This is a genomic window from Pseudomonas sp. PGPPP1, assembly GCF_002255865.1.
Lineage (GTDB): Bacteria > Pseudomonadota > Gammaproteobacteria > Pseudomonadales > Pseudomonadaceae > Aquipseudomonas > Aquipseudomonas cremoris.
Genome location: NZ_NKIG01000010.1, coordinates 1 through 18,597 on the forward strand (window position 1 = coordinate 1; position 18,597 = coordinate 18,597).

General features: G+C 60.5%; 18 protein-coding genes. All 18 read right to left on the reverse strand.

What is annotated here, in order from left to right; all coding sequences use genetic code 11:
- Positions 1-255: 255 nt before the first annotated feature.
- Positions 256-600, reverse strand: coding sequence for an Hpt domain-containing protein (locus CFE47_RS13260; protein ID WP_185703667.1), 345 nt, complete (start codon positions 598-600; stop codon positions 256-258).
- Positions 601-630: 30 nt separating this feature from the next.
- Entirely contained in the window at positions 631-2,349 is a 1,719-nt protein-coding gene (locus CFE47_RS13265) for an ATP-binding SpoIIE family protein phosphatase (protein ID WP_185703665.1), read from the reverse strand.
- Positions 2,346-2,651, reverse strand: a complete 306-nt coding sequence (locus CFE47_RS13270) for an STAS domain-containing protein (RefSeq protein WP_185703663.1) — start codon at positions 2,649-2,651, stop codon at positions 2,346-2,348. The genes CFE47_RS13265 and CFE47_RS13270 overlap by 4 nt, the downstream gene beginning before the upstream one ends.
- Before the next feature lie 84 nt (positions 2,652-2,735).
- Positions 2,736-3,185, reverse strand: a complete 450-nt coding sequence (gene fliJ, locus CFE47_RS13275) for a flagellar export protein FliJ (RefSeq protein WP_286837636.1) — start codon at positions 3,183-3,185, stop codon at positions 2,736-2,738.
- 3 nt (positions 3,186-3,188) lie between these two features.
- Complete coding sequence (fliI, locus tag CFE47_RS13280; RefSeq protein ID WP_185703659.1) at positions 3,189-4,547, reverse strand: flagellar protein export ATPase FliI; 1,359 nt, start codon at positions 4,545-4,547, stop codon at positions 3,189-3,191.
- Complete coding sequence (gene fliH, locus CFE47_RS13285; RefSeq protein ID WP_286837639.1) at positions 4,537-5,301, reverse strand: flagellar assembly protein FliH; 765 nt, start codon at positions 5,299-5,301, stop codon at positions 4,537-4,539. The genes fliI and fliH overlap by 11 nt, the downstream gene beginning before the upstream one ends.
- Before the next feature lie 10 nt (positions 5,302-5,311).
- Entirely contained in the window at positions 5,312-6,331 is a 1,020-nt protein-coding gene (gene fliG / locus CFE47_RS13290; protein WP_010563975.1) for a flagellar motor switch protein FliG, read from the reverse strand.
- Entirely contained in the window at positions 6,324-8,102 is a 1,779-nt protein-coding gene (gene fliF / locus CFE47_RS13295) for a flagellar basal-body MS-ring/collar protein FliF (RefSeq protein ID WP_286837642.1), read from the reverse strand. Before fliF ends, fliG begins: the two co-directional genes overlap by 8 nt.
- 16 nt (positions 8,103-8,118) lie before the next feature.
- Positions 8,119-8,448 carry a flagellar hook-basal body complex protein FliE gene (gene fliE, locus CFE47_RS13300; RefSeq protein WP_015885194.1) on the reverse strand — a complete coding sequence of 110 codons (330 nt, stop codon included), beginning with the start codon at positions 8,446-8,448 and terminating at the stop codon, positions 8,119-8,121.
- Positions 8,449-8,579: 131 nt separating this feature from the next.
- Positions 8,580-9,956 carry a sigma-54-dependent transcriptional regulator gene (locus tag CFE47_RS13305; protein WP_286837644.1) on the reverse strand — a complete coding sequence of 459 codons (1,377 nt, stop codon included), beginning with the start codon at positions 9,954-9,956 and terminating at the stop codon, positions 8,580-8,582.
- A gap of 6 nt (positions 9,957-9,962) precedes the next feature.
- Positions 9,963-11,174: a sensor histidine kinase gene (locus CFE47_RS13310; RefSeq protein WP_286837841.1), complete on the reverse strand. Its 1,212-nt coding sequence runs from the start codon at positions 11,172-11,174 to the stop codon at positions 9,963-9,965.
- A 110-nt stretch (positions 11,175-11,284) separates the two neighbouring features.
- Positions 11,285-12,760 (reverse strand): sigma-54 dependent transcriptional regulator, encoded by a 1,476-nt coding sequence (locus CFE47_RS13315; RefSeq protein WP_065909797.1) that lies wholly within the window; start codon positions 12,758-12,760, stop codon positions 11,285-11,287.
- 170 nt (positions 12,761-12,930) lie between these two features.
- Complete coding sequence (locus CFE47_RS13320) at positions 12,931-13,227, reverse strand: flagellar protein FliT (protein ID WP_286837648.1); 297 nt, start codon at positions 13,225-13,227, stop codon at positions 12,931-12,933.
- 24 nt (positions 13,228-13,251) lie between these two features.
- The gene (gene fliS / locus CFE47_RS13325; RefSeq protein WP_135310055.1) at positions 13,252-13,641 is read right to left on the reverse strand and encodes a flagellar export chaperone FliS; all 390 of its coding nucleotides are present in this window, start codon (positions 13,639-13,641) and stop codon (positions 13,252-13,254) included.
- Positions 13,642-13,761: 120 nt separating this feature from the next.
- The gene (gene fliD, locus CFE47_RS13330; protein ID WP_286837651.1) at positions 13,762-15,126 is read right to left on the reverse strand and encodes a flagellar filament capping protein FliD; all 1,365 of its coding nucleotides are present in this window, start codon (positions 15,124-15,126) and stop codon (positions 13,762-13,764) included.
- An 82-nt stretch (positions 15,127-15,208) separates the two neighbouring features.
- Entirely contained in the window at positions 15,209-15,553 is a 345-nt protein-coding gene (locus CFE47_RS13335) for a flagellar protein FlaG (protein WP_286837652.1), read from the reverse strand.
- Between the two features lie 72 nt (positions 15,554-15,625).
- Positions 15,626-17,377 (reverse strand): flagellin N-terminal helical domain-containing protein, encoded by a 1,752-nt coding sequence (locus CFE47_RS13340; RefSeq protein WP_286837654.1) that lies wholly within the window; start codon positions 17,375-17,377, stop codon positions 15,626-15,628.
- 267 nt (positions 17,378-17,644) lie between these two features.
- On the reverse strand, positions 17,645-18,574 hold the full coding sequence (locus CFE47_RS13345) for a ketoacyl-ACP synthase III (protein WP_010208730.1): 930 nt from the start codon (positions 18,572-18,574) through the stop codon (positions 17,645-17,647).
- Positions 18,575-18,597: the final 23 nt, after the last annotated feature.

An 18,597-nucleotide genomic window follows, 5' to 3' on the forward strand; every position in this document is an offset into this window, starting at 1 on the left:
CGCTGGCCGAACGCAGGCTTTGGAGCGTGGGTAACCCGGCAGGACGCCGGGTTAGCCGCGCTGGGCCAGGGATGGCCCATCGCGGCGGCCCACGCTCCAAAGCCGGAGTGAGGGCACACCGAGCCTAAGCGAGGTGCCGAGTGTTGGGGCGAAGGCCTTTTGCTTACTTTTGGGCCTTTCCAAAAGTGAGCCGCTGTAAGAGCGGAACCCTAAGTGGCCGTTACCGCAGCAACGGATATGTACACAAACCCAACCTCAAACCCCAAACCGCTCCCGCTCCAATTCATACATCGGCCTGACCAACGCAAACTCACGATCAATCTGATCCACCAACGCCCCAAGATCCGCCGCCGCCTCAACCGACTCCGACTCCAACCGCTGACACAAATGCGCCAGCCGCACCGCCCCAAGGTTGCCACTGCTGCCCTTGAAACTATGCGCAATCTGCCCCAACGCCTTGGCATCGTCGCGCGCCTTGCGCAGCGCCTCTACACGTTTTTGGGAGTCATCGAGAAAGGTGTCGAGCAACTTGGGATACTCGCCTTCCATGACCTCCTGCAAACCCGACAGCACCTGCGGGTCCAGATGAATATCGACCACTTGCTCGCTCCTTGATCAAGAATCGGCGGATTATGCCAGAGCCCCCCAGCAAAACTCCACGCAGACACTGCGCCCGCCGTCGGACCAACCCACCGCGCTGCTCAATTGGCGCACCAGGCTCAAGCCCCGGCCAGACAGGCGGTCGATGTCCAGCGGTCGCGCCAGCACCTTATCCACATCGAAGCCTGGGCCGCTGTCTTCGATACGCAGGGTCATCTTGCCGCCCGCTGCGGTCGGTACCACGTTGATATGCACCCGCACATAACCACTGTTCAACTGCGCCAGACGATCATTACGCTGGCGGTAATACTCGGCAAAGCCTTGGGCATCGCGCTTGAGCCGGGAGTCGAGCCCCAGCACCCCATGCTCAAGCGCATTGGAGTACAACTCGGCCATCACGCTGTAAAGCGCCCCGCTCTGCTCGCGCAGGCCGTGGATCTCCAGCAGCAGTTGCAGCAGATAGGGCAACGGGTTGTATCGCTTGAGGGTGTCGGCGCGAAATTCGAAACTCACCGACCAATCCAGCGGACACGATTGCCCGCTGTCAGCGTACAACGGCCCCGTCGCACGCAGCGATTGGCCGGACTGCAGGGTGATTTCCACCATGCTGACGTCATCGCGAACTTCGCCGCGAAACGCCGCCAGGGCCTGTTCGATATCTTCAAATAATCGGTCAGGCTCACGGTTGGCGGCGAATACCCGCTGCAAGCGTTCGACCCCGAACAGTTGGTCATTGGCGTCTGCGGTGTCCAGCACGCCATCGGAGAGCAGGAACACGCGGTCGCCCAAGGCCATCGGCCAGACCTCGGTGCGGTCATCAAAGGCGTCCGCCGACAACACCCCCAACGGCAAATGCCGCGATTCCAGCGGCGTGCGCTTGCCGGTGGCGACTTCATGCACATAGCCTTCGGGCATACCCCCATTCCACACCTCCACCACCCGCCGTTGCGCGCTGAGGCACAACAGGGTGGCGCAGCAGAACATGTCCACCGGCAAGATGCGTTTGAGCTTGGCGTTCATCTCCCGCAGGGTCTGCGCCAGCCCGTAGCCCTTGGCGGTCATGCCGTAGAACACTTCGGCCAGGGGCATGGCGCCTACCGCCGCCGGCAAGCCGTGGCCGGTGAAATCACCGAGCAGCACATGCATGTCGCCGGACGGTGTGTAGGCCGCCAACAGCAGGTCACCGTTGAACAGCGCATAGGGCGATTGCAGGTAGCGGATATTCGGCGCGGCATTGATGCAACCCGAATGCGCGACCTTGTCGAACACCGCCTTGGCCACCCGCTGCTCATGCAACAGATAATCGTGGTGCTTGGCGATCAGGTCGCGCTGCTGCAACACCGTGGCTTGCAGGCGGCGCAGGCGGTCCATCGCGTTGATCTTTGCCGCGAGAATCAGTTGGTTGTAGGGCTTGGGCAGGAAGTCATCACCGCCGGCATCCAGGCACTGGGCCAGGGCTTCGCTCTCGCGCAGGGAGGTGAGGAAGATGATCGGCACCAACGCCTCCCCCGCCAATTGCTTGATGCGCCGCGCGGCTTCAAAGCCGTCCATCACCGGCATCAGTGCATCCATCAGCACCAGCTGCGGCCGCTCGCGGGTAAACACCTCTACCGCTTGCGCACCGTTGGTGGCGGTGAGCACTTGATGGCCCTGGCGCCGCACGATGGTCGACAGCAGCAACAGGTCGGCGGCGCTGTCTTCGGCGATCAGGATGGTCAGCGGCTCAAGGACGGGGGCCAGGCCGCTCAACTGATGTCGAACAGTTTGTCGAAGTTGGAGATGCCGAGGATCTTGCGCACGTCGGAGTTACTGTTGATCACGCGGATATCGGCGTCATCGCCGCCGGCATGATCGCGCAGCAGCAACAGCATGCCGAGCGCAGAGCTGTCGAGGTAGGTGGCTTCCTTCAAGTCCACGACGATGGCGTCGGGCTTGGGGTAGATGCGTTCGTAGACTTCACGAAAATGCTGGTGGCTACTGAAATCGAACCGGCCCTTGATGGCGATCGTCAACTTCTTCCCGTCCGCGGACACTTCAGGAACGACTGACATGCGACTGCTTCCTTGTCATTGGCAATGAGACAAGGTTTAGCAGGTGAAGGCGATGCGAGCAACACGCAGTATCAAATGTGGGAGCTAGTAGTGCGATTGGCGTGGGAGGCGTTGGGACAGTTCATCGAGCAGCTTCTGCTCGCGCTTGTCTTCAATGGCCCGCGCTTCGTCGATATAGCGCTGCACCAGCTTGCGCAGCCCTTCAACACGAGCAAACGCCGCCTGCCAGCTCTCCCGCGCGCGATCAAGGTTGGTCTGGTGCCACGCCAGGCTCTGGCGCTGTTGGTCTACGGCCGTCTCAAGCTGGTTGAGGAAGCCCTGGTAGCCCATCAACCATTGCCCCGACACACCCTTGGTACCGCGCTCGATCCACTGCTGCTGGTATTCACCACGAAAGCGCTCCAGGTCGCCCAGTTTGCTTTCTGCCAAACGCACCTGCCCCTGGAAATAACCCAGGCGCTGCACGGCGGTCTTTTCGGCTTTTTCGGCCATGTCGACCACTGGGGCCAGGCGTGAAGAGCGGTTGCTGGCCATGGCTTAGCCGCCTGGCGCCGGGGCGAAGATCGAGCCCAGGTGCGCTTCGCTTTCGCCCATGCTGATCTTGTCGTTAAGGCCCTGGCGCAGGTAGGTCACCAGTTGCGGTTGCAAGGCAATCGCCAGATCGGTCTCGCGATCACCACCGGCCACGTAGGCACCCACGCTGATCAAGTCGCGGCTCTGCTGATAACGCGACCACAGCTGCTTGAATTGTTGCGCGCGCGCCATGTGCTGCGGCGTGACCACCGACGGCATGACCCGGCTGATGGACGCTTCGATATCAATGGCGGGGTAGTGCCCTTCTTCCGCCAAGCGCCGCGACAGCACGATGTGACCGTCGAGCACGCCCCGCGCCGAGTCGGCAATCGGGTCTTGCTGGTCATCGCCTTCGGACAGCACGGTGTAGAACGCGGTGATCGAGCCACCACCGGCCTCGGCGTTACCGGCGCGCTCCACCAGCTTGGGCAGCTTGGCGAACACTGACGGCGGATAACCCTTGGTGGCCGGCGGCTCGCCAATGGCCAGGGCGATTTCCCGCTGGGCCTGGGCGAAACGTGTGAGCGAATCCATCAGCAACAAGACGTTCTTGCCCTTGTCGCGAAAATATTCGGCGATACGCGTGCAGTACATGGCGGCGCGCAAACGCATCAAGGGCGCGTCATCGGCTGGCGATGCCACCACCACCGAACGCTTGAGGCCCTCTTCACCCAGGCTGTGCTCGATGAATTCCTTCACCTCACGGCCCCGCTCGCCGATCAGCCCCACCACGATGATGTCGGCTTCGGTGAAGCGGGTCATCATGCCCAGCAGTACGGACTTACCCACACCGGTACCGGCAAACAGGCCCAGACGCTGGCCACGGCCCACCGTCAATAATCCGTTGATGCTACGAATGCCCACGTCCAGCGGCACGCTGATGGGGTTACGGTTGAGGGGGTTGATGGTCGGGCCGTCCATCGGCACCCAGTCTTCGGCCTTCATGCCGCCCTTGCCGTCCAGCGCACGCCCGGCGCCGTCGAGCACACGACCGAGCATGCTCATGCCCATCGGCAAGCGACCGGTGTCGGCAAGCGGCACCACGCGGGCGCCGGGGGCGATGCCCGCCAGGCTGCCAACAGGCATCAGGAAAATCTTGTTGCCGGAAAAACCCATCACTTCCGCTTCGACTTGCACCGGGTGGTAGCTGTCGTCGTTGATCACCATGCAGCGGCTGCCCATGGCGGCGCGCAGGCCCTCGGCTTCGAGGGTCAGGCCGACCATACGCAACAGGCGCCCTTCGAGGATCGGCTGGCCGGGCAATTCGGTGGCCTCGGCGTAGCTGCCCAGGCGCTTGGCGAAGCTGGTGCGATCAAGGCGCATCGGCGGCGTCCAAGTCCACGCTCAGGTCAGGTTCGGCCGGGTTCAGTACCTGTTCGTGAACCTGGTCCAGCAACTTGGCCATGATCTGGCTGATGCGGGTTTCCACCGTGGCATCGATACGGCTGTGTTCGGTCTCGACGCGGCAACCACCGGGCTGCAACGCGGCGTCTTCGACGATGCGCCAGGTTTCTTCATGACGCTCGCGCAGGGCTTTGACCTGTTCGAAATCCTGGGGATTGATGTACAGCCGCACGTTGCCCACGCCCAGGGGCAGCAGCTTGAGGGCTTCGCGCATGACGCTTTCGATATGGCTGGAGTCCAGCACCAGCTCACGCTGGATCACCTGGCGAGCGATGTGCTCCACCAGGCCAACCATGGCTTTTTCAAGCTGTGAATCCTGCTCGGCAATAGGATCGAACAGCACGCCCATCAAGCGTTCCAGGCTCTCCAGCTTGACGGCCAGCGCCGCCTCGGCTTCCTGGCGCACCTTGAGCGTCGTTGCGCGAAAACCATCCTTTTCACCGGCGGCGAAGCCTTCGTTGTAGGCTTCCTGGCGGATGCTTTCCAACTCTTCCAGGGTCAGTGGCTGGACTTCTTCCAGCGGCACTTCCTCGGACTCCACCGGCAGTTCGGGCTCTGGTTCCGGCTCTGGCTCCGGCACATGCGGGTCGAAGCTGGGCAACGACCAGATGTCGAACCCGCCGACATCCCGTGCGCGAATCAGATCGCTGGGTGCCTCATCTTTGTTCGACATCAGAGGCGCCTTAGATCATTTCTTCGCCGCCCTTCCCGCCGAGAACGATTTCTCCGGCTTCGGCCATACGGCGGGCAATGGTGAGGATTTCTTTCTGCGCCGTTTCCACGTCGCTGACGCGCACTGGGCCTTTGGCTTCGAGGTCGTCGCGCAACAGTTCGGAAGCACGCTTGGACATGTTCTTGAAGATCTTCTCCTTGACGCCTTCGTCGGAGCCCTTGAGCGCCAGCACCAGCACGTCGGAGGACACCTCGCGCAGCAACGCCTGGATGCCACGGTCGTCGACATCGGAGAGGTTGTTGAACACGAACATGAGGTCTTCGATCTGGCCGGACAGCGTGTCGTCGATCTCGCGGATCGAGTCCATCAACTGGCCTTCGACCGAGCTGTCGAGGAAGTTCATGATGTCGGCTGCGCGCTTGATACCACCCAGGGTGGTGCGCGAAGCGTTGGAGTTGCCGGAGAACTGCTTCTCCAGAATCGTGTTGAGTTCTTTCAGGGCAGCCGGCTGCACAGTGTTCAGCGACGACACGCGCAGGATGATGTCCAGGCGCACTTTATGGTCGAAGTGACCAAGCACTTCACCGGCCTGGTCCGGGTCGAGGTAAGCAACCACGATGGCCTGGATCTGCGGGTGCTCGTAGCGGATCACGTCGGCGACAGCACGCGGCTCCATCCACTTGAGGCTGTCGAGGCCGCTGGTATTGCCACCCAGCAGGATGCGGTCGATCAGGCCGTTGGCCTTGTCTTCGCCCAGGGCCGAGGTGAGCATCTTGCGGATGTAGCTGTCGGAGCCAACGCCCAGGCTGGTCTGGTCGCCGACGATCTCGACGAACTCGCTCATCACCTGTTCGACTTGCTCACGGTGCACATTGCGCATCTGCGCCATGGCCACGCCTACTCGCTGGACCTCTTTGGGGCCCATGTGGCGCAGCACTTGGGCGGCGTCGGTTTCACCCAGGGACAGCAGCAACACGGCGGCTTTATCGACCTTGGTGAGCTTGGCAACAGCGGCTCGATTATCACTCATCTGCGTTGATCCACTCTTTCACGACCTGGGCCACACGGCCCGGGTCTTCTGCCACCAGACTCTTGATTGCGTTCAACTGAGCGTCATAGCCTTCGCTCGGGCTTGGCAACAGGATGCTTTGCGGGCCGCCGAGGCTGACGCGGTCGTTGGCCAGTTCGCCGTCCAGGCCGCCCATGCCACCCAGTTCCACGTCGCCACCGGCCAGCGCCAGTTGCTTCTTGCCGTTGCCGGTAATGTTGTTGAGCACCGGGCGCAGCACGCCGAACACCAGCACCAGGATGAACAACACACCCAGCACTTGCTTGACGATGTCCCAGAACCACGGCTGGGTGTAGAACGCCGCTTCGGCGATCACTTCGCCACGCTCGGCGGAGAACGGCATGTTGATCACGCTGACGCTGTCACCACGGCTGGCGTCAAAACCGACGGCGTCCTGCACCAGGCGAGTGAAGCGCGCCAATTCGTCGGCGCCCCACGGCGCACGGGTAATGCTGCCGTCCGCCGGGTTGACCTTGACCTGGTCATCCACCACCACCGAAACCGACAGGCGATTGACGCGACCCTGTTGTTGCTTGGTGTGGCTGATGGAACGGTCGAGTTCGAAGTTCTTGGTGGATTGGTTACGTTTGTCCGCCGGGTACGGCGCAAGCATTGGCTGGCCGGTGGCCGGGTCCATGATCTGCTGACCGTTGGCATCCAGCAGTGGCTGACCGGGCTGGATCGCGCCAGCGGTGGCTGCGGCGCCACCCGTGGTTTGCGGGGCCGAGGCCGGGGCTGGCGGCTGGTTGCTCAAGGCACCCGGTACGCCTTGCGGCGGGCCATTGGCGGCGGTGCGTTGTTCGCTGGTGGACTGCTCGCTGCGCAGGGCCGGCTGGTCCGGGTTGAACTGTTCGGAGGTCGACTCGACGGCGCTGAAATCCACGTCGGCAGACACTTCGGCCTTGTAGCGGTCGTTGCCCAGTACCGGCTGCAGGATGTTGTGCACACGCTGGGTCAGCATGCTTTCCATGCGGCGGCTGTAGTCGAACTGCTTGCCGGCCTGGGTCAGCGCGGAGTTTTCTGCCATGTCGGACAGCAGGTTGCCCTTCTGGTCCACCACGGTAATTTGCGACTTGCTCAACTCGGGAACGCTGGTGGCCACCAGGTTGATGATCGCCAGGACCTGGCCAGGTTCCAGGGAACGGCCAGAGAACAGCTCCACCAGTACCGAGGCGCTTGGCTTGCGCTCATCGCGCACAAACACCGAGCTTTTCGGAATGGCCAGGTGCACGCGAGCGCCCTTGACGTTGTTCAGGCTGGAGATGGTGCGGGCCAACTCGCCTTCCAGGCCACGACGGTAACGGGTGGCCTCCATGAACTGGGAGGTACCCAGGCCCTGGTCCTTGTCGAGGATTTCAAAACCGATATTGCTGTCGGACGGCGTCACGCCAGCCGCTGCCAGCTTCATGCGTGCACGGGCCACGTCATCGGCCTTGACCAGCAAGGCACCGGAGTTGGGCTCCACGGTGTAGGCGATGTCGGCGGCGGCCAGGGTTTCCATGATCTGCTTGGAATCCATGCCCGCCAGGCTGCCATACAGCGGCCGGTAATCGGGTTGCTGCGACCACAACACCACGGCAAAACCAATCGCCACGCTGGCAGCCAGGCCGACCATCAGGCCCACCTGACGCAACATGGTCATTTCGGAGAGATTTTCCAGGAACGACAGGCCAAACAGCGGCGGCTTGCCGTCTGCCTTGGCGGGTACGTTGTCCACGACTGCTTCTGCCATGACTTAAATCTCGTCCTTAAACCGGCATCTGCATGATGTCTTGATAAGCCTGAACCAGCTTGTTACGCACTTGGGTCAAGGCCTGAAAGGAGACGCTGGCCTTCTGCGAAGCAACCATGACATCGGTAAGGTCCACACCGCTCTTGCCGATCTCGAAGGCGTTGGCCAACTGACTCGACGCTTGCTGGGTGTCACTGACTTTATTGATTGCCTGGCCGAGCATGTCGGCGAAACTGCTTTGGCCCAATTCCGGCGCTGGCGCGACGGATTTCGGTTGAGCCATGGCATCCATTTGCATGGAGCGCATATCCAACATCAACCGATTGAACTCAATACCCTGGCTCATGACCTTCTCTCTCCGACAACCCGCATTTTTTTGACGCTACGCCGCAATTACTAGGGGAGGTAGCAACAAGGGTGCCAGCTCTGTAGCAACACGTAAGAAAAGGCGACAAACCTTATCGGCTTAGATACCAATCAAGTGGCGAATAGATACGCTTCCACGTCCATCCCGGCATCGCGCATCTGTGCCAGCTTGTAGCGCAAGGTGCGCGGGCTGATACCCAGGCGCTCGGCAGCCTCCTTGCGACGGCCACGTTCGGCGCGCAGGGTGTCGATGATCATCTGGAATTCGCGGCGACGCAGGTCGTCGCCCAACCCACCCGCAGATTCGGCTTCAGCCACCACCAGCGCTGGCGCCAAGGTGGGCAATGGCGCGGCGCCGCTGCCCATGGCCAGGCAGAAATCCTGGGGCTGGATCAGGCCACCCTGCTGCAAAATCAGCGCGCGCTGGATCGCGTTGTCCAGTTCACGCACGTTGCCGGGCCACGGATAGCCGATCAGACAGGCCTGGGCCTCGGCCGACAGTCGCGCCTGAGCATGCTTCATTTTTTTGACGTGGTTATTCAGCAGGCGCTCGGCCAGCGGGATGATATCCGCCGGACGCTCGCGCAGTGGGCGCCAGGCCAGTGGGAACACCGACAAGCGGTAGAACAAGTCTTCACGGAAGCGCCCCGCCGCCACTTCACCCGCCAGATCGCGGTTGGTGGTGGCGACCACGCGGATATCCAACTGGATCGGCTTGCGTGCGCCGACGCGCTCCACTTCACGCTCCTGCAGCACGCGCAGCAGCTTGGCTTGCAGACCCAAGGGCATTTCCGAAATTTCGTCGAGCAGGATAGTGCCGCCATCGGCTTGTTCGAACTTGCCGGCCTGCGCCGCGATGGCGCCCGTGAACGAGCCCTTTTCATGGCCGAACAAGGTGGCTTCGAGCATGTTGTCGGGGATCGCCGCGCAGTTGATCGCGATAAACGGCTGCTTGGCGCGACTCGATTGCTGGTGGATATACCGCGCCAGCACTTCCTTGCCGGTGCCGGACTCGCCCGAGATCAACACGGTAGAGTCACTGCGCGCCACGCGGGCCGCCAGTTCCAGCAACTGGGCGCTGGCTGGCTCGAAGGCAATCGGGCCTTCACCTTCGACCGCCGAGACCACACCCAGGGCATGTCGCGCCACCAGTTCGATCAAGGCCTTGGGTTCGAACGGCTTGACCAGGTAATCGGCAGCGCCTTGACGCATCGCGTCCACTGCACGCTCCACGGCGCCGTGAGCGGTCATCAACAGCACGGGCAATTGCGGCTGGCGTGCACGCAACAGGCCGAGCAACTGGTGACCGTCCATACCAGGCATGTTCACGTCACTGACCACCAGACTGAACGACTCTTGCTCGACGGCTTCCAAGGCGTCCTCGGCAGAACCCACCGCCCGGTAGTCGTGGCCCGCCAACAGCAGCGTGTCGGCCAGTGCTTCACGCAGGGCGCGGTCGTCTTCTACCAATAAAACCTTGATTGCCATGTCCGATTACTCCGCGCTTGCCGCGCCAGAAAACAGCGGCAAGGTCATCAATGCACAAGTGCCACGCCCCAAGCGGGAATGCAGCTGCAATTCTCCCTGATGGGCACGTGCCACGGCCTTGACCACGGTCAGGCCCAAGCCGGTTCCGTTGGTCTTGGTGGTGAAAAAGGGTTCGCCCAGACGCTGCAACACGACCGGGTCGATGCCACTGCCGCTGTCACTGATGCACAGGCGCAGGGTTTGCCCGCGACTGTAAAGGTGCACCTTGAGCCGCGCGCCGACGCCGCTGGCCTGGGTGGCGTTTTCGATCAGGTTGAGCAAGGCCCCCACCAGCGTGTCGCGGTTGCACAGCAGCTCGCCGAGGTGGCTGTCGCACTGCCAGCGGACTTGGGATTCTTGAATATGAGTAGCCGCCGCCGCTTGCAGGGCCTGCATCAGTTCGGAAGGCGTGATGCGGTCGGTCAGCGGCAATTCGCCACGGGCAAACACCAGCATGTCGCGCACTTGGTGCTCCAACTCATGCAAGCGCTCCTTGAGACGACCGGCAAAACGCTGCTGGGTCGCGGCGGGCAATTGCTCATCAGTCAAATGACTGGCGTATATCAACGCGGCCGACAACGGCGTGCGGATCTGATGCGCCAAAGAAGCGACCATCCTGCCCAGCGACGACAAGCGCTCATGCCGCGCCAATTGGTCTTGCAGGTGACGGGTTTCAGTCAGATCGTTGAGCAGCACCAGTTGGCCGGGCTCGGCGTCCAGGGAGCGGGTGGCGATGGACAGGCGGCGCCCGTCTTTCAAGGAGATTTCATGGCCGTCGTCTTCACGCGGCGCAAAGCAGCGGGTGATGACATGGCGCCACAGCTCGCCTTCCAGCGGCAGGCCGAGCATGTCGCAGGCCGCCGGGTTGGCTTCGCGCACGCGGCCTTGGTCGTCGATGACGATTACACCACCGGGCAACAGCGTCAGCAGGTTTTGCAGACGGTTGGCCAGGCGCTCTTTCTCGGCCAGTTCTTCCATGCGCTGGGCGCTGACCACGGCCAACTCACCCTTGAGTTCGGAGACCCGGGCTTCCAGCAGGCTGTAGGAGTCAGTGAGTTGGCTCGACATCTGGTTGAACAGCGAAAAGGCCTGTTCCAGGCCATTGCGGCTGAGCTGCTCGACAGACGGGGCAGGCCCCTGGGCATCAGGGACCGAAGATAGTTGGGCGGCGTGGGGCATCATGCTCTCTCGCTTGGCTGACCGTCAGTTAAACGGAACGTTGCGAGGGCTGTAGCAATACCCGTGCCTAAAAAAAACGACTGAAATTTCAGTCGCTTAAAAAACAGGCGTCAATCATCCGCCTGTTCATCACCTTCTTTGCGGCTCATGCCGTACTTGCGCATCTTCTCCACCAGGGTGGTACGACGAATGCGCAGGCGCTCGGCCGCACGCGCAACGATGCCGTTGGCGTCGTCCAATGCCTGTTGGATCAGGCCTTGTTCCAGGTTGCCGAGGTAGTCCTTCAAGTCGAGGCCTTCCGGCGGCAGCATGGCGGTGGAACCGAAGTCCGGGGTATGGCCGTTGATGGCTACCCGTTCTTCCATGTCGCTGCGCAAGCTGTCCACCAACTGCTCGTCTTCGTCATCGACGTAGCGGAATTTCTTCGGCAGTTCGACCACGCCGATCACACCGTAGGGGTGCATGATCGCCATGCGCTCCACCAGGTTGGCCAGCTCGCGAACGTTGCCCGGCCAGCCGTGACGGCACAGGGACATGATCGCGGCGGAGTTGAAGCGAATCGAACCGCGCTTTTCGTGTTCCATGCGCGAGATCAGTTCGTTCATCAGCAGCGGGATGTCTTCCACGCGCTCACGCAGCGGCGCCATCTCGATTGGGAATACGTTGAGGCGGTAGTACAGGTCTTCGCGGAAGCTGCCGACCTCGATCATGCTTTCGAGGTTCTTGTGGGTGGCGGCGATGATGCGCACGTCAACGCTCTGGGTCTTGTTGCTGCCCACGCGCTCGAAGGTACGCTCCTGCAGCACACGCAGCAGCTTGACCTGCATCGGCAGTGGCATGTCGCCGATTTCGTCGAGGAACAGGGTACCGCCGTTGGCCAGTTCGAAACGCCCGGCACGGCTGGTGATTGCACCGGTAAAGGCGCCCTTCTCGTGGCCGAACAGTTCGCTTTCCAGCAGCTCTGCCGGGATCGCCCCGCAGTTGACCGGCACAAAAGGCCCGTCGCGGCGCTTGGAGTGGTAGTGCAGGTTGCGCGCGACCACTTCCTTGCCGGTACCGGACTCGCCGAGGATCAGCACGCTGGCGTCGGTATCGGCCACCTGCTGCATCATCTGGCGCACGTGCTGGATCGCACGGCTGGTGCCGACGAGGCTGCGGAACAGGTTGGGTTCACGGTGACGACCGCGCTCACGGGCCTGATCGTACATCTCGCGGTAGACCTGGGCACGGTGCAGGGAGTCGAGCAATTTGCTGTAGCTGGGCGGCATTTCCAGGGTGGAAAGCACGCGGCGGCGCTGGTCTTCCGGCAGGTCGATAGAAGAAATATCGCCCATTAGCAAAACCGGAAGGAACTCATCCCAGGTTGACAGTGTCTTTAACAAGCCCAGAACTGCGCCAGGAGCGTTTACCGTCCCGATCAGCACACAAATGACTTCACGGCTCGACGACAATGAGCTGACTGCCTGCTGCCAGTCATGGCTACCACAGGGTAAATTTTCTTCGCCAAGAAAATTCAAAATCACCGCTAAATCGCGGCGGCGGACGCTATCGTCATCAATCAGCAGAATTTTGGTTTCACGCCACATGCAATAGCAACTTCCCTAGTAAAACTTCCTGCCCCAGAGCGAGGGCAATCAAGACGCCTGTACGACTTTGTACCTTACTAGACGTCTAAAATCTGAAAACAGCACTAGTTAAGTCAAAAATGCTGGCACAGTCAAATATATGACGCGCCTATCGGACCAACTGAGGCTATTTAGCCGAACAGATGGTAAACCTTTGACGCATTTTTCGCTTGGTTGATCTGCGACATCTCTTCAAAAATCGCCTGTCTTTCGCCGGTTGTCACCTCAAGCAACTGCTGATAGACCGCCAGCAGGCTCTCCAGCTTCTCGCGCAGCGCATCCTCGTCCACTGGCGGTTCGCTGAGCACCTCATCAATCACCGCGCGGCAGCCTATATCCAGCTCGCCGACAGCGTCCCAGTTACGCTCGGCCAGCGCGCCCATCAGGGCCTCGCGGGCTTCGTCGATGCGTTGCAGTGCTTGGCTCATGATGTGTACCTCAGGCGGTTTGCCTTATTGTGGAGCGATGGCATCCCAGCCACTTTTCACAGTAATCAGCAGGCGTGCAACTTCGTCGATGATTTCTGGGTCATTGCTGGCGTTGGCCTGTGCCAGTCGCGTATTCATGTACTCGTAGAGGCTATCCAACTGCTGGATCGCTGCAGGGTCCTCAGCTTTTTCTTCATCCAACCCTTGACGCAGGCCGGTGATGATGTCGATCGCCTTGGTGATCAGTACGCACTTCTGCGCGATATCACCACGGGACATCGCGCCCTTGGCCTGTGCCAGGCGATCAAGGCCACCCTCTAGCAGCATCTGGATCAGGCGATGAGGACTGGCCTCGGATACCTGAGCGTGGGAATTGACCTTCTGGTACTGGCGAAGGGCTCTCATCGGATTCATGTTGCTACCTCGTTTAAACGCCGCTGGCGAGTAGGTTTGCGCTTACCAGTTTCTCGACTGCAGCGCCAAAAACTTTAACGTCTGTGAAAGCCAGGGACGGGCGGATCACCGCCCTGCCCCTTAGGTCGACTTCGGATTGTTCAGCGAGTTGAGCGTGGTCATGATGCTGGAGCTGCTCGCGTTGATCTTGGCGATCAAGGTATCCATGGCAGTGTACTTGGCGCTCAGGGAGGTCTGCAGGGACTCCATGCGGCGATCCAGGTCAGCCTGCTGGGTGGTCAGGTCGGTGAACTTGGTGTTCAAGTCCTTGACCCGCGAGGCCAGCGTGCCCGTGGTGCCTACGTAGCTGTCAGTGGCTTTGTTCATGCGCGAGATCAGGCCGTTGTCGCCGGTGAACAGCTTGGCGATATCGGTCGGGTTCTTGGCCACGGCTGCATCCCACTGCTTGTCGTCCAGGGTCAGCAGGCCGGTTTTCTGATCAGTGGTAATACCCATCTGCGACAGGCTGCTGATCGCCCCCGAACCCGAACCGTTAACCAACTCACTACGAATGCTGGAGACCAGGTCACGCATCCCCGCATCGCCCGTCAGTGCGCCCGCCGTGGTAGTGGCTTGGTCGCCGGTGGCGGTGACTTTGGTCTGGGCATTGATCGCCGTCATCAGGGCGTTATACGCGGTGACGAAGGACTGCACCGAGGTCTTCAAGGTGGCCGGGTTGCTGGCCACGGTGATGGTGGTGGACTTGTTGGCATCCGTCGGCGCAACCAATTCCAGGGTCACGCCGCTGATGGCGGACGTCACGGTGTTGCTGGTGGACTCCATCGCGATACCGTCGATGGAATACTTGGCGTTTTGCGCGGCCGGGCCTGCGGTGTAGCCGGCAGCCAAGTCGGAGTCGCCGCTGAGGGTGATGTCGGTGCCGACGCCGCTGGTGCTGGAGCCGATCACCAGGCGCGCACCACTGGCATCGCTCAGTACGTTGGCACTGATGCCCTGGGCCGAAAGCTGGGTGTTGATGGACTCACGAACCTGTTGCAGGGTCGAACCACCCGTGATGATCACGTTGTAGCTCTTGCCGGACTGGTTGATCGTCAGGGTCTGGTTTTCTTCACCCGGGTTAGCCACCGCAGAGGCGCCGGTGAACAACTTGCTGGTGACTTTCGACGACGTGGCCAGGTTATCCACCACCAGCGTGTACTTGCCGCTGGAGGCACCGTCACCCAGGGTGGCTTTTACCGTCTTGTCATCGGAAGTGGTCGCCGCCAGGCCGTTGAACGAAGAAGTGCTGTTCAACTTGGTGATCGCCGTCCGGTAGGCTTCCAATGCACTCTTGACCGAACCCACAGCCGACAGCTGGGTGGTAGTGTCTGTTTGCGCCTTGGTGATCTGGGACTGCTTGGGGGCTTTTTCCGCCGCCACCAGTGCCTTCACAATGCCTTGGGTGTCGTAGCCCGAGCCCGGGCCGGTAATCGTTGAACTCGCCATTTGTTCTTCTCCTGTTCTGTGGCTGCCGCTTTCTTGGCGCAGTGTCGCCTATTCGGCAATCAGAGACATGTTTCGTGCCAACTCAAGCCTTGCTGTCAAACAGCACGCTGCTGGCCTTGCTCAGGTCTTGCGCCAATTTCAGCGCAGTCTCGGATGGAATCTGTCGAATCACTTCACCGCTGTCGGTAGCGATCACTTTGACCACAACACGACCGGTGGAATCGTCGATGGAAAAGTCCAGGTTTCGCTGGGAAGCCTGCACAAATTCACGAATATCGGTCACTGCTTTTTCCAGCGCTTCGCGCGGCGGCTGTGCAGTGCCAGCCTGTGTCGTCTCGGTTGCAGGCAGGGCTTGGGTCGCAGTCGCAACAGCAGCCTGGGCGGTGCCAGCCGGGTAAGACGCGTTCAACTTAATGCTCATGTCCATGTCATCACCTCATAACTGAAAAAACGGAAGGGCACGTAGACGCACCCTTCCGTTATCTAACCGCTACCGATGTTACTGAAGCAGCTTCAGTACAGCGGAGCCCAGCTGGTTAGCCTGGGACAGGATAGCGGTGGATGCTTGTTGCAGAGTTTGTTGCTTGGTCAGTTCAGCGGCTTCGGAAGCGAAGTCGGCGTCCTGTACGCGGCTACGGGCTGCGGTGGAGTTTTCAGTGATGCTTTGCAGGTTGGCCACGGTGCTGTCGAAACGGTTCTGAACCGCACCCAGCTGGGAACGCTGGCTGTCTACTTGCTGGATCGCACCTTCCAGAGCCTGGATGGTTTGCTGAGCGCTGGCAGCGTTCAGGATGCTCAGGTCGGCAACGGTGGTGTCCATTTTGGTAGCGGTGGTCGGTGCAGCAGCGGCAGCGGTCAGACCCAGAGTGGTCAGGCCAGTACCCGCGCTACCATCGGCAACGGTGATGTCCTTGGTGGAGAACAGGTTCAGGGTGTTGTCAGCGTTTTTGCTGGCAGTTACACCGGTGCTGGCGCTGTTGATGGACGACACGATGTCGGCCATGGTGGAGCCCGCGGTGAACTTAACTTCGGTGCCGTTCAGGCTAACCGAAGTAGCGGAAGCCAGTTTGGCTTCGGTAGTACCAGCCGACAGACCCAGTTTAGCTAGTGCACCCGCACCGCCGTTGGCAGCAACACCAGTACCGTTACCCAGTTTGATAGCCTTGCCATCAGCCGAAGCCAGTTGCAGACGACCGTCAGCGGATACCGAAGCGGTAACGCCGAACTTGTTGGCGGTGTTGGAGGTGTTGATTTTGCCAGCGATAGCAGCCAGGTCGTCGTTCGCAGCGAAAGCAACGTTGGTGCCATTGATGTTGATTTCAGCGGCAGCAGCCAGTTTGCCTGGAACAGCAGCAACGTTAGTGGTTACGCCACCACCAGCTGCAGCAGCACCAGCCAGAGTAGTAGCCAGAGCGCCTGCACCAGTAACAGTGATAGCGGAGCCCGAGGTCAGAACCAGATTGCCGCCACCATCGTCAGCAGCAATGGTGCTACCAGCAGCGGTGTTAATTTTAGTTACAACATCGGTCAGCGTATCAGCGGCCAGCAGGTTAACAGCAGTGCCGCCATTGACCGTGATGGTTTCAGCAGTACCAAGAGTGGCACCAACAGCAGCGGTACGGGTGAAAGGCGTGGTGGTGCTGCTAGCCGGTGTGCCACCTGGCAGAACAACAGCATTACCGGTTACGGAAGCCGACAGAGTGGTAGTAGAACCATCCAGCTTAGCTTCGCTGTAAGTACCCTTCAGGCCGGTAGCGCTCAGGTCGCTCATGCCGAAAGAGATAGTTTGGTTAGCGTCAGAACCGATCTGGAAAGCAACGTTCTGGAACGAACCGTCCAGCAGGTTACGACCACCGAAGGTAGTGGTTTGGGCGATACGGGTCAGCTCACCAGATTTAGCGGTGAATTCTTGTTGCAGGGAAGCACGGTCAGCGTCGCTTTTATCACCGTTCGCGGACTGCAGAGCCAGTTCACGCAGACGTTGCAGAATGTTGGTCGACTCTTGCATCGCGCCTTCAGCGGTCTGGGCGATGGAAGTACCGTTGTTGGCGTTGGCGATGGCAACGGTCATGCCTTTAACCTGGGAGGTCAGACGGTTGGCGATTTGCATGCCAGCGGCGTCGTCTTTGGCGCTGTTGATTTTCAGGCCGGAAGACAGGCGAGTCATCGAGGTGCTCAGAGCATCACCGGCTTTGTTCAGGTTTTTCTGAACGGACAGGGAAGTGATGTTGGTGTTTACTGTTAAAGCCATGACGAAATCCTCGTGGGGTTGTTTACTGCGGCTTCCGGCCCTGGCAACCGCCGGGTGTGGCCTAGAGAACCTTCGTAATAGTTATCGTCGTGTGTGCCGGTTGCTTGAGGTTTTTTTTTGATTTTTTTAATGGCGCCGTGCCACCCCTTGCAATTCAAGGGCTTACGCAGGAGCCAAACCCCGGTTTCATTGGCTTTTCTGGCGCCAAATAAAAAACGCCGATGATCTCTCGATCATCGGCGTTTTGTTGTGCCGCCTATTATCGTGTCACGGGCGATAGAGAATCGCCGAGCCCCACGACAGGCCCACACCAAAACCACTGATGGCGACACGCTTCCAGGTGGCGTCCATCACGTGCTTTTCCAGCAACAGCGGAATGCTCGACGACACGGTGTTGCCGGTCTCGACCATGTCCTTGATGAACTTGTCCACCGGCGCATCTTCAAAACGACGCGCCACGGCGTCGACGATGGCCGCACTGCCCTGGTGGATGCAGAACGCATCGATCTCGTCAGCCTTGAGGTCCGACTCATTGAGCAGCTCGTGCAAATGTGCCGGCACTTTAAGCAATGCGAAGTTGAACACCTGGCGGCCGTTCATGAAGAACACGCCATCGCTGACCTTGAGGTGCGGCGCGCCGGAACCGTCGGTGCCGAACTTGGACTTGCCCAGCAACCAGGGAGCGTCTTCGCCCATCCAGGTCGCGGTGGCGGCATCACCGAACAGCATGGTGGTGTTGCGGTCTTCCGGGTCGACGATCTTCGAATACGGGTCGGCGGTGATCAGCAGGCCGTTTTTCAGGCCGGCGGCTTCCATGAAGCCTTTCATCGCGTAGATGCCGTAGACGTAGCCGGAGCAGCCCAGGGAGATATCGAACGCAGCAACGTGGGTCGGCAGGCCCAGTTTGTCCTGGACGATGGCCGCAGTGTGGGGCAAACCCTCTTCATCACCGTTCTGGGTGACGACGATCAGCGCGTCAATGGACTCGCGCTTCAAATCCGGGTTATTGGCAAACAAAGCGTTGACCGCCTCGACACACAGATCGGAGGTTTCCTGCGCAGCTTCCTTGCGCGGCAGGAACGCCGAACCGATCTTGCCAATGATGAATTCTTCATCCTTGGCGAATTTGGCACCCTGGGCGTAGTTATCGATCCCGTCGGCCGGCACGTAACTGGCGATGCTTTTTATGCCAATCATTGTGGCTTCCCAATACTAAATAG

What these genes read in the sequence shown, in the direction of transcription:
- CFE47_RS13270 (WP_185703663.1), bottom strand. Translation starts at nt 2,651, where the DNA reads ATGTCAGTCGTTCCTGAAGTGTCCGCGGACGGGAAGAAGTTGACGATC.
- fliJ (WP_286837636.1), bottom strand. Translation starts at nt 3,185, where the DNA reads ATGGCCAGCAACCGCTCTTCACGCCTGGCCCCAGTGGTCGACATGGCC.
- fliI (WP_185703659.1), bottom strand. Translation starts at nt 4,547, where the DNA reads ATGCGCCTTGATCGCACCAGCTTCGCCAAGCGCCTGGGCAGCTACGCC.
- fliH (WP_286837639.1), bottom strand. Translation starts at nt 5,301, where the DNA reads ATGTCGAACAAAGATGAGGCACCCAGCGATCTGATTCGCGCACGGGAT.
- fliG (WP_010563975.1), bottom strand. Translation starts at nt 6,331, where the DNA reads ATGAGTGATAATCGAGCCGCTGTTGCCAAGCTCACCAAGGTCGATAAA.
- fliF (WP_286837642.1), bottom strand. Translation starts at nt 8,102, where the DNA reads ATGGCAGAAGCAGTCGTGGACAACGTACCCGCCAAGGCAGACGGCAAG.
- fliE (WP_015885194.1), bottom strand. Translation starts at nt 8,448, where the DNA reads ATGAGCCAGGGTATTGAGTTCAATCGGTTGATGTTGGATATGCGCTCC.
- CFE47_RS13305 (WP_286837644.1), bottom strand. Translation starts at nt 9,956, where the DNA reads ATGGCAATCAAGGTTTTATTGGTAGAAGACGACCGCGCCCTGCGTGAA.
- CFE47_RS13310 (WP_286837841.1), bottom strand. Translation starts at nt 11,174, where the DNA reads ATGCCCCACGCCGCCCAACTATCTTCGGTCCCTGATGCCCAGGGGCCT.
- CFE47_RS13315 (WP_065909797.1), bottom strand. Translation starts at nt 12,760, where the DNA reads ATGTGGCGTGAAACCAAAATTCTGCTGATTGATGACGATAGCGTCCGC.
- CFE47_RS13320 (WP_286837648.1), bottom strand. Translation starts at nt 13,227, where the DNA reads ATGAGCCAAGCACTGCAACGCATCGACGAAGCCCGCGAGGCCCTGATG.
- fliS (WP_135310055.1), bottom strand. Translation starts at nt 13,641, where the DNA reads ATGAATCCGATGAGAGCCCTTCGCCAGTACCAGAAGGTCAATTCCCAC.
- fliD (WP_286837651.1), bottom strand. Translation starts at nt 15,126, where the DNA reads ATGGCGAGTTCAACGATTACCGGCCCGGGCTCGGGCTACGACACCCAA.
- CFE47_RS13335 (WP_286837652.1), bottom strand. Translation starts at nt 15,553, where the DNA reads ATGGACATGAGCATTAAGTTGAACGCGTCTTACCCGGCTGGCACCGCC.
- CFE47_RS13340 (WP_286837654.1), bottom strand. Translation starts at nt 17,377, where the DNA reads ATGGCTTTAACAGTAAACACCAACATCACTTCCCTGTCCGTTCAGAAA.
- CFE47_RS13345 (WP_010208730.1), bottom strand. Translation starts at nt 18,574, where the DNA reads ATGATTGGCATAAAAAGCATCGCCAGTTACGTGCCGGCCGACGGGATC.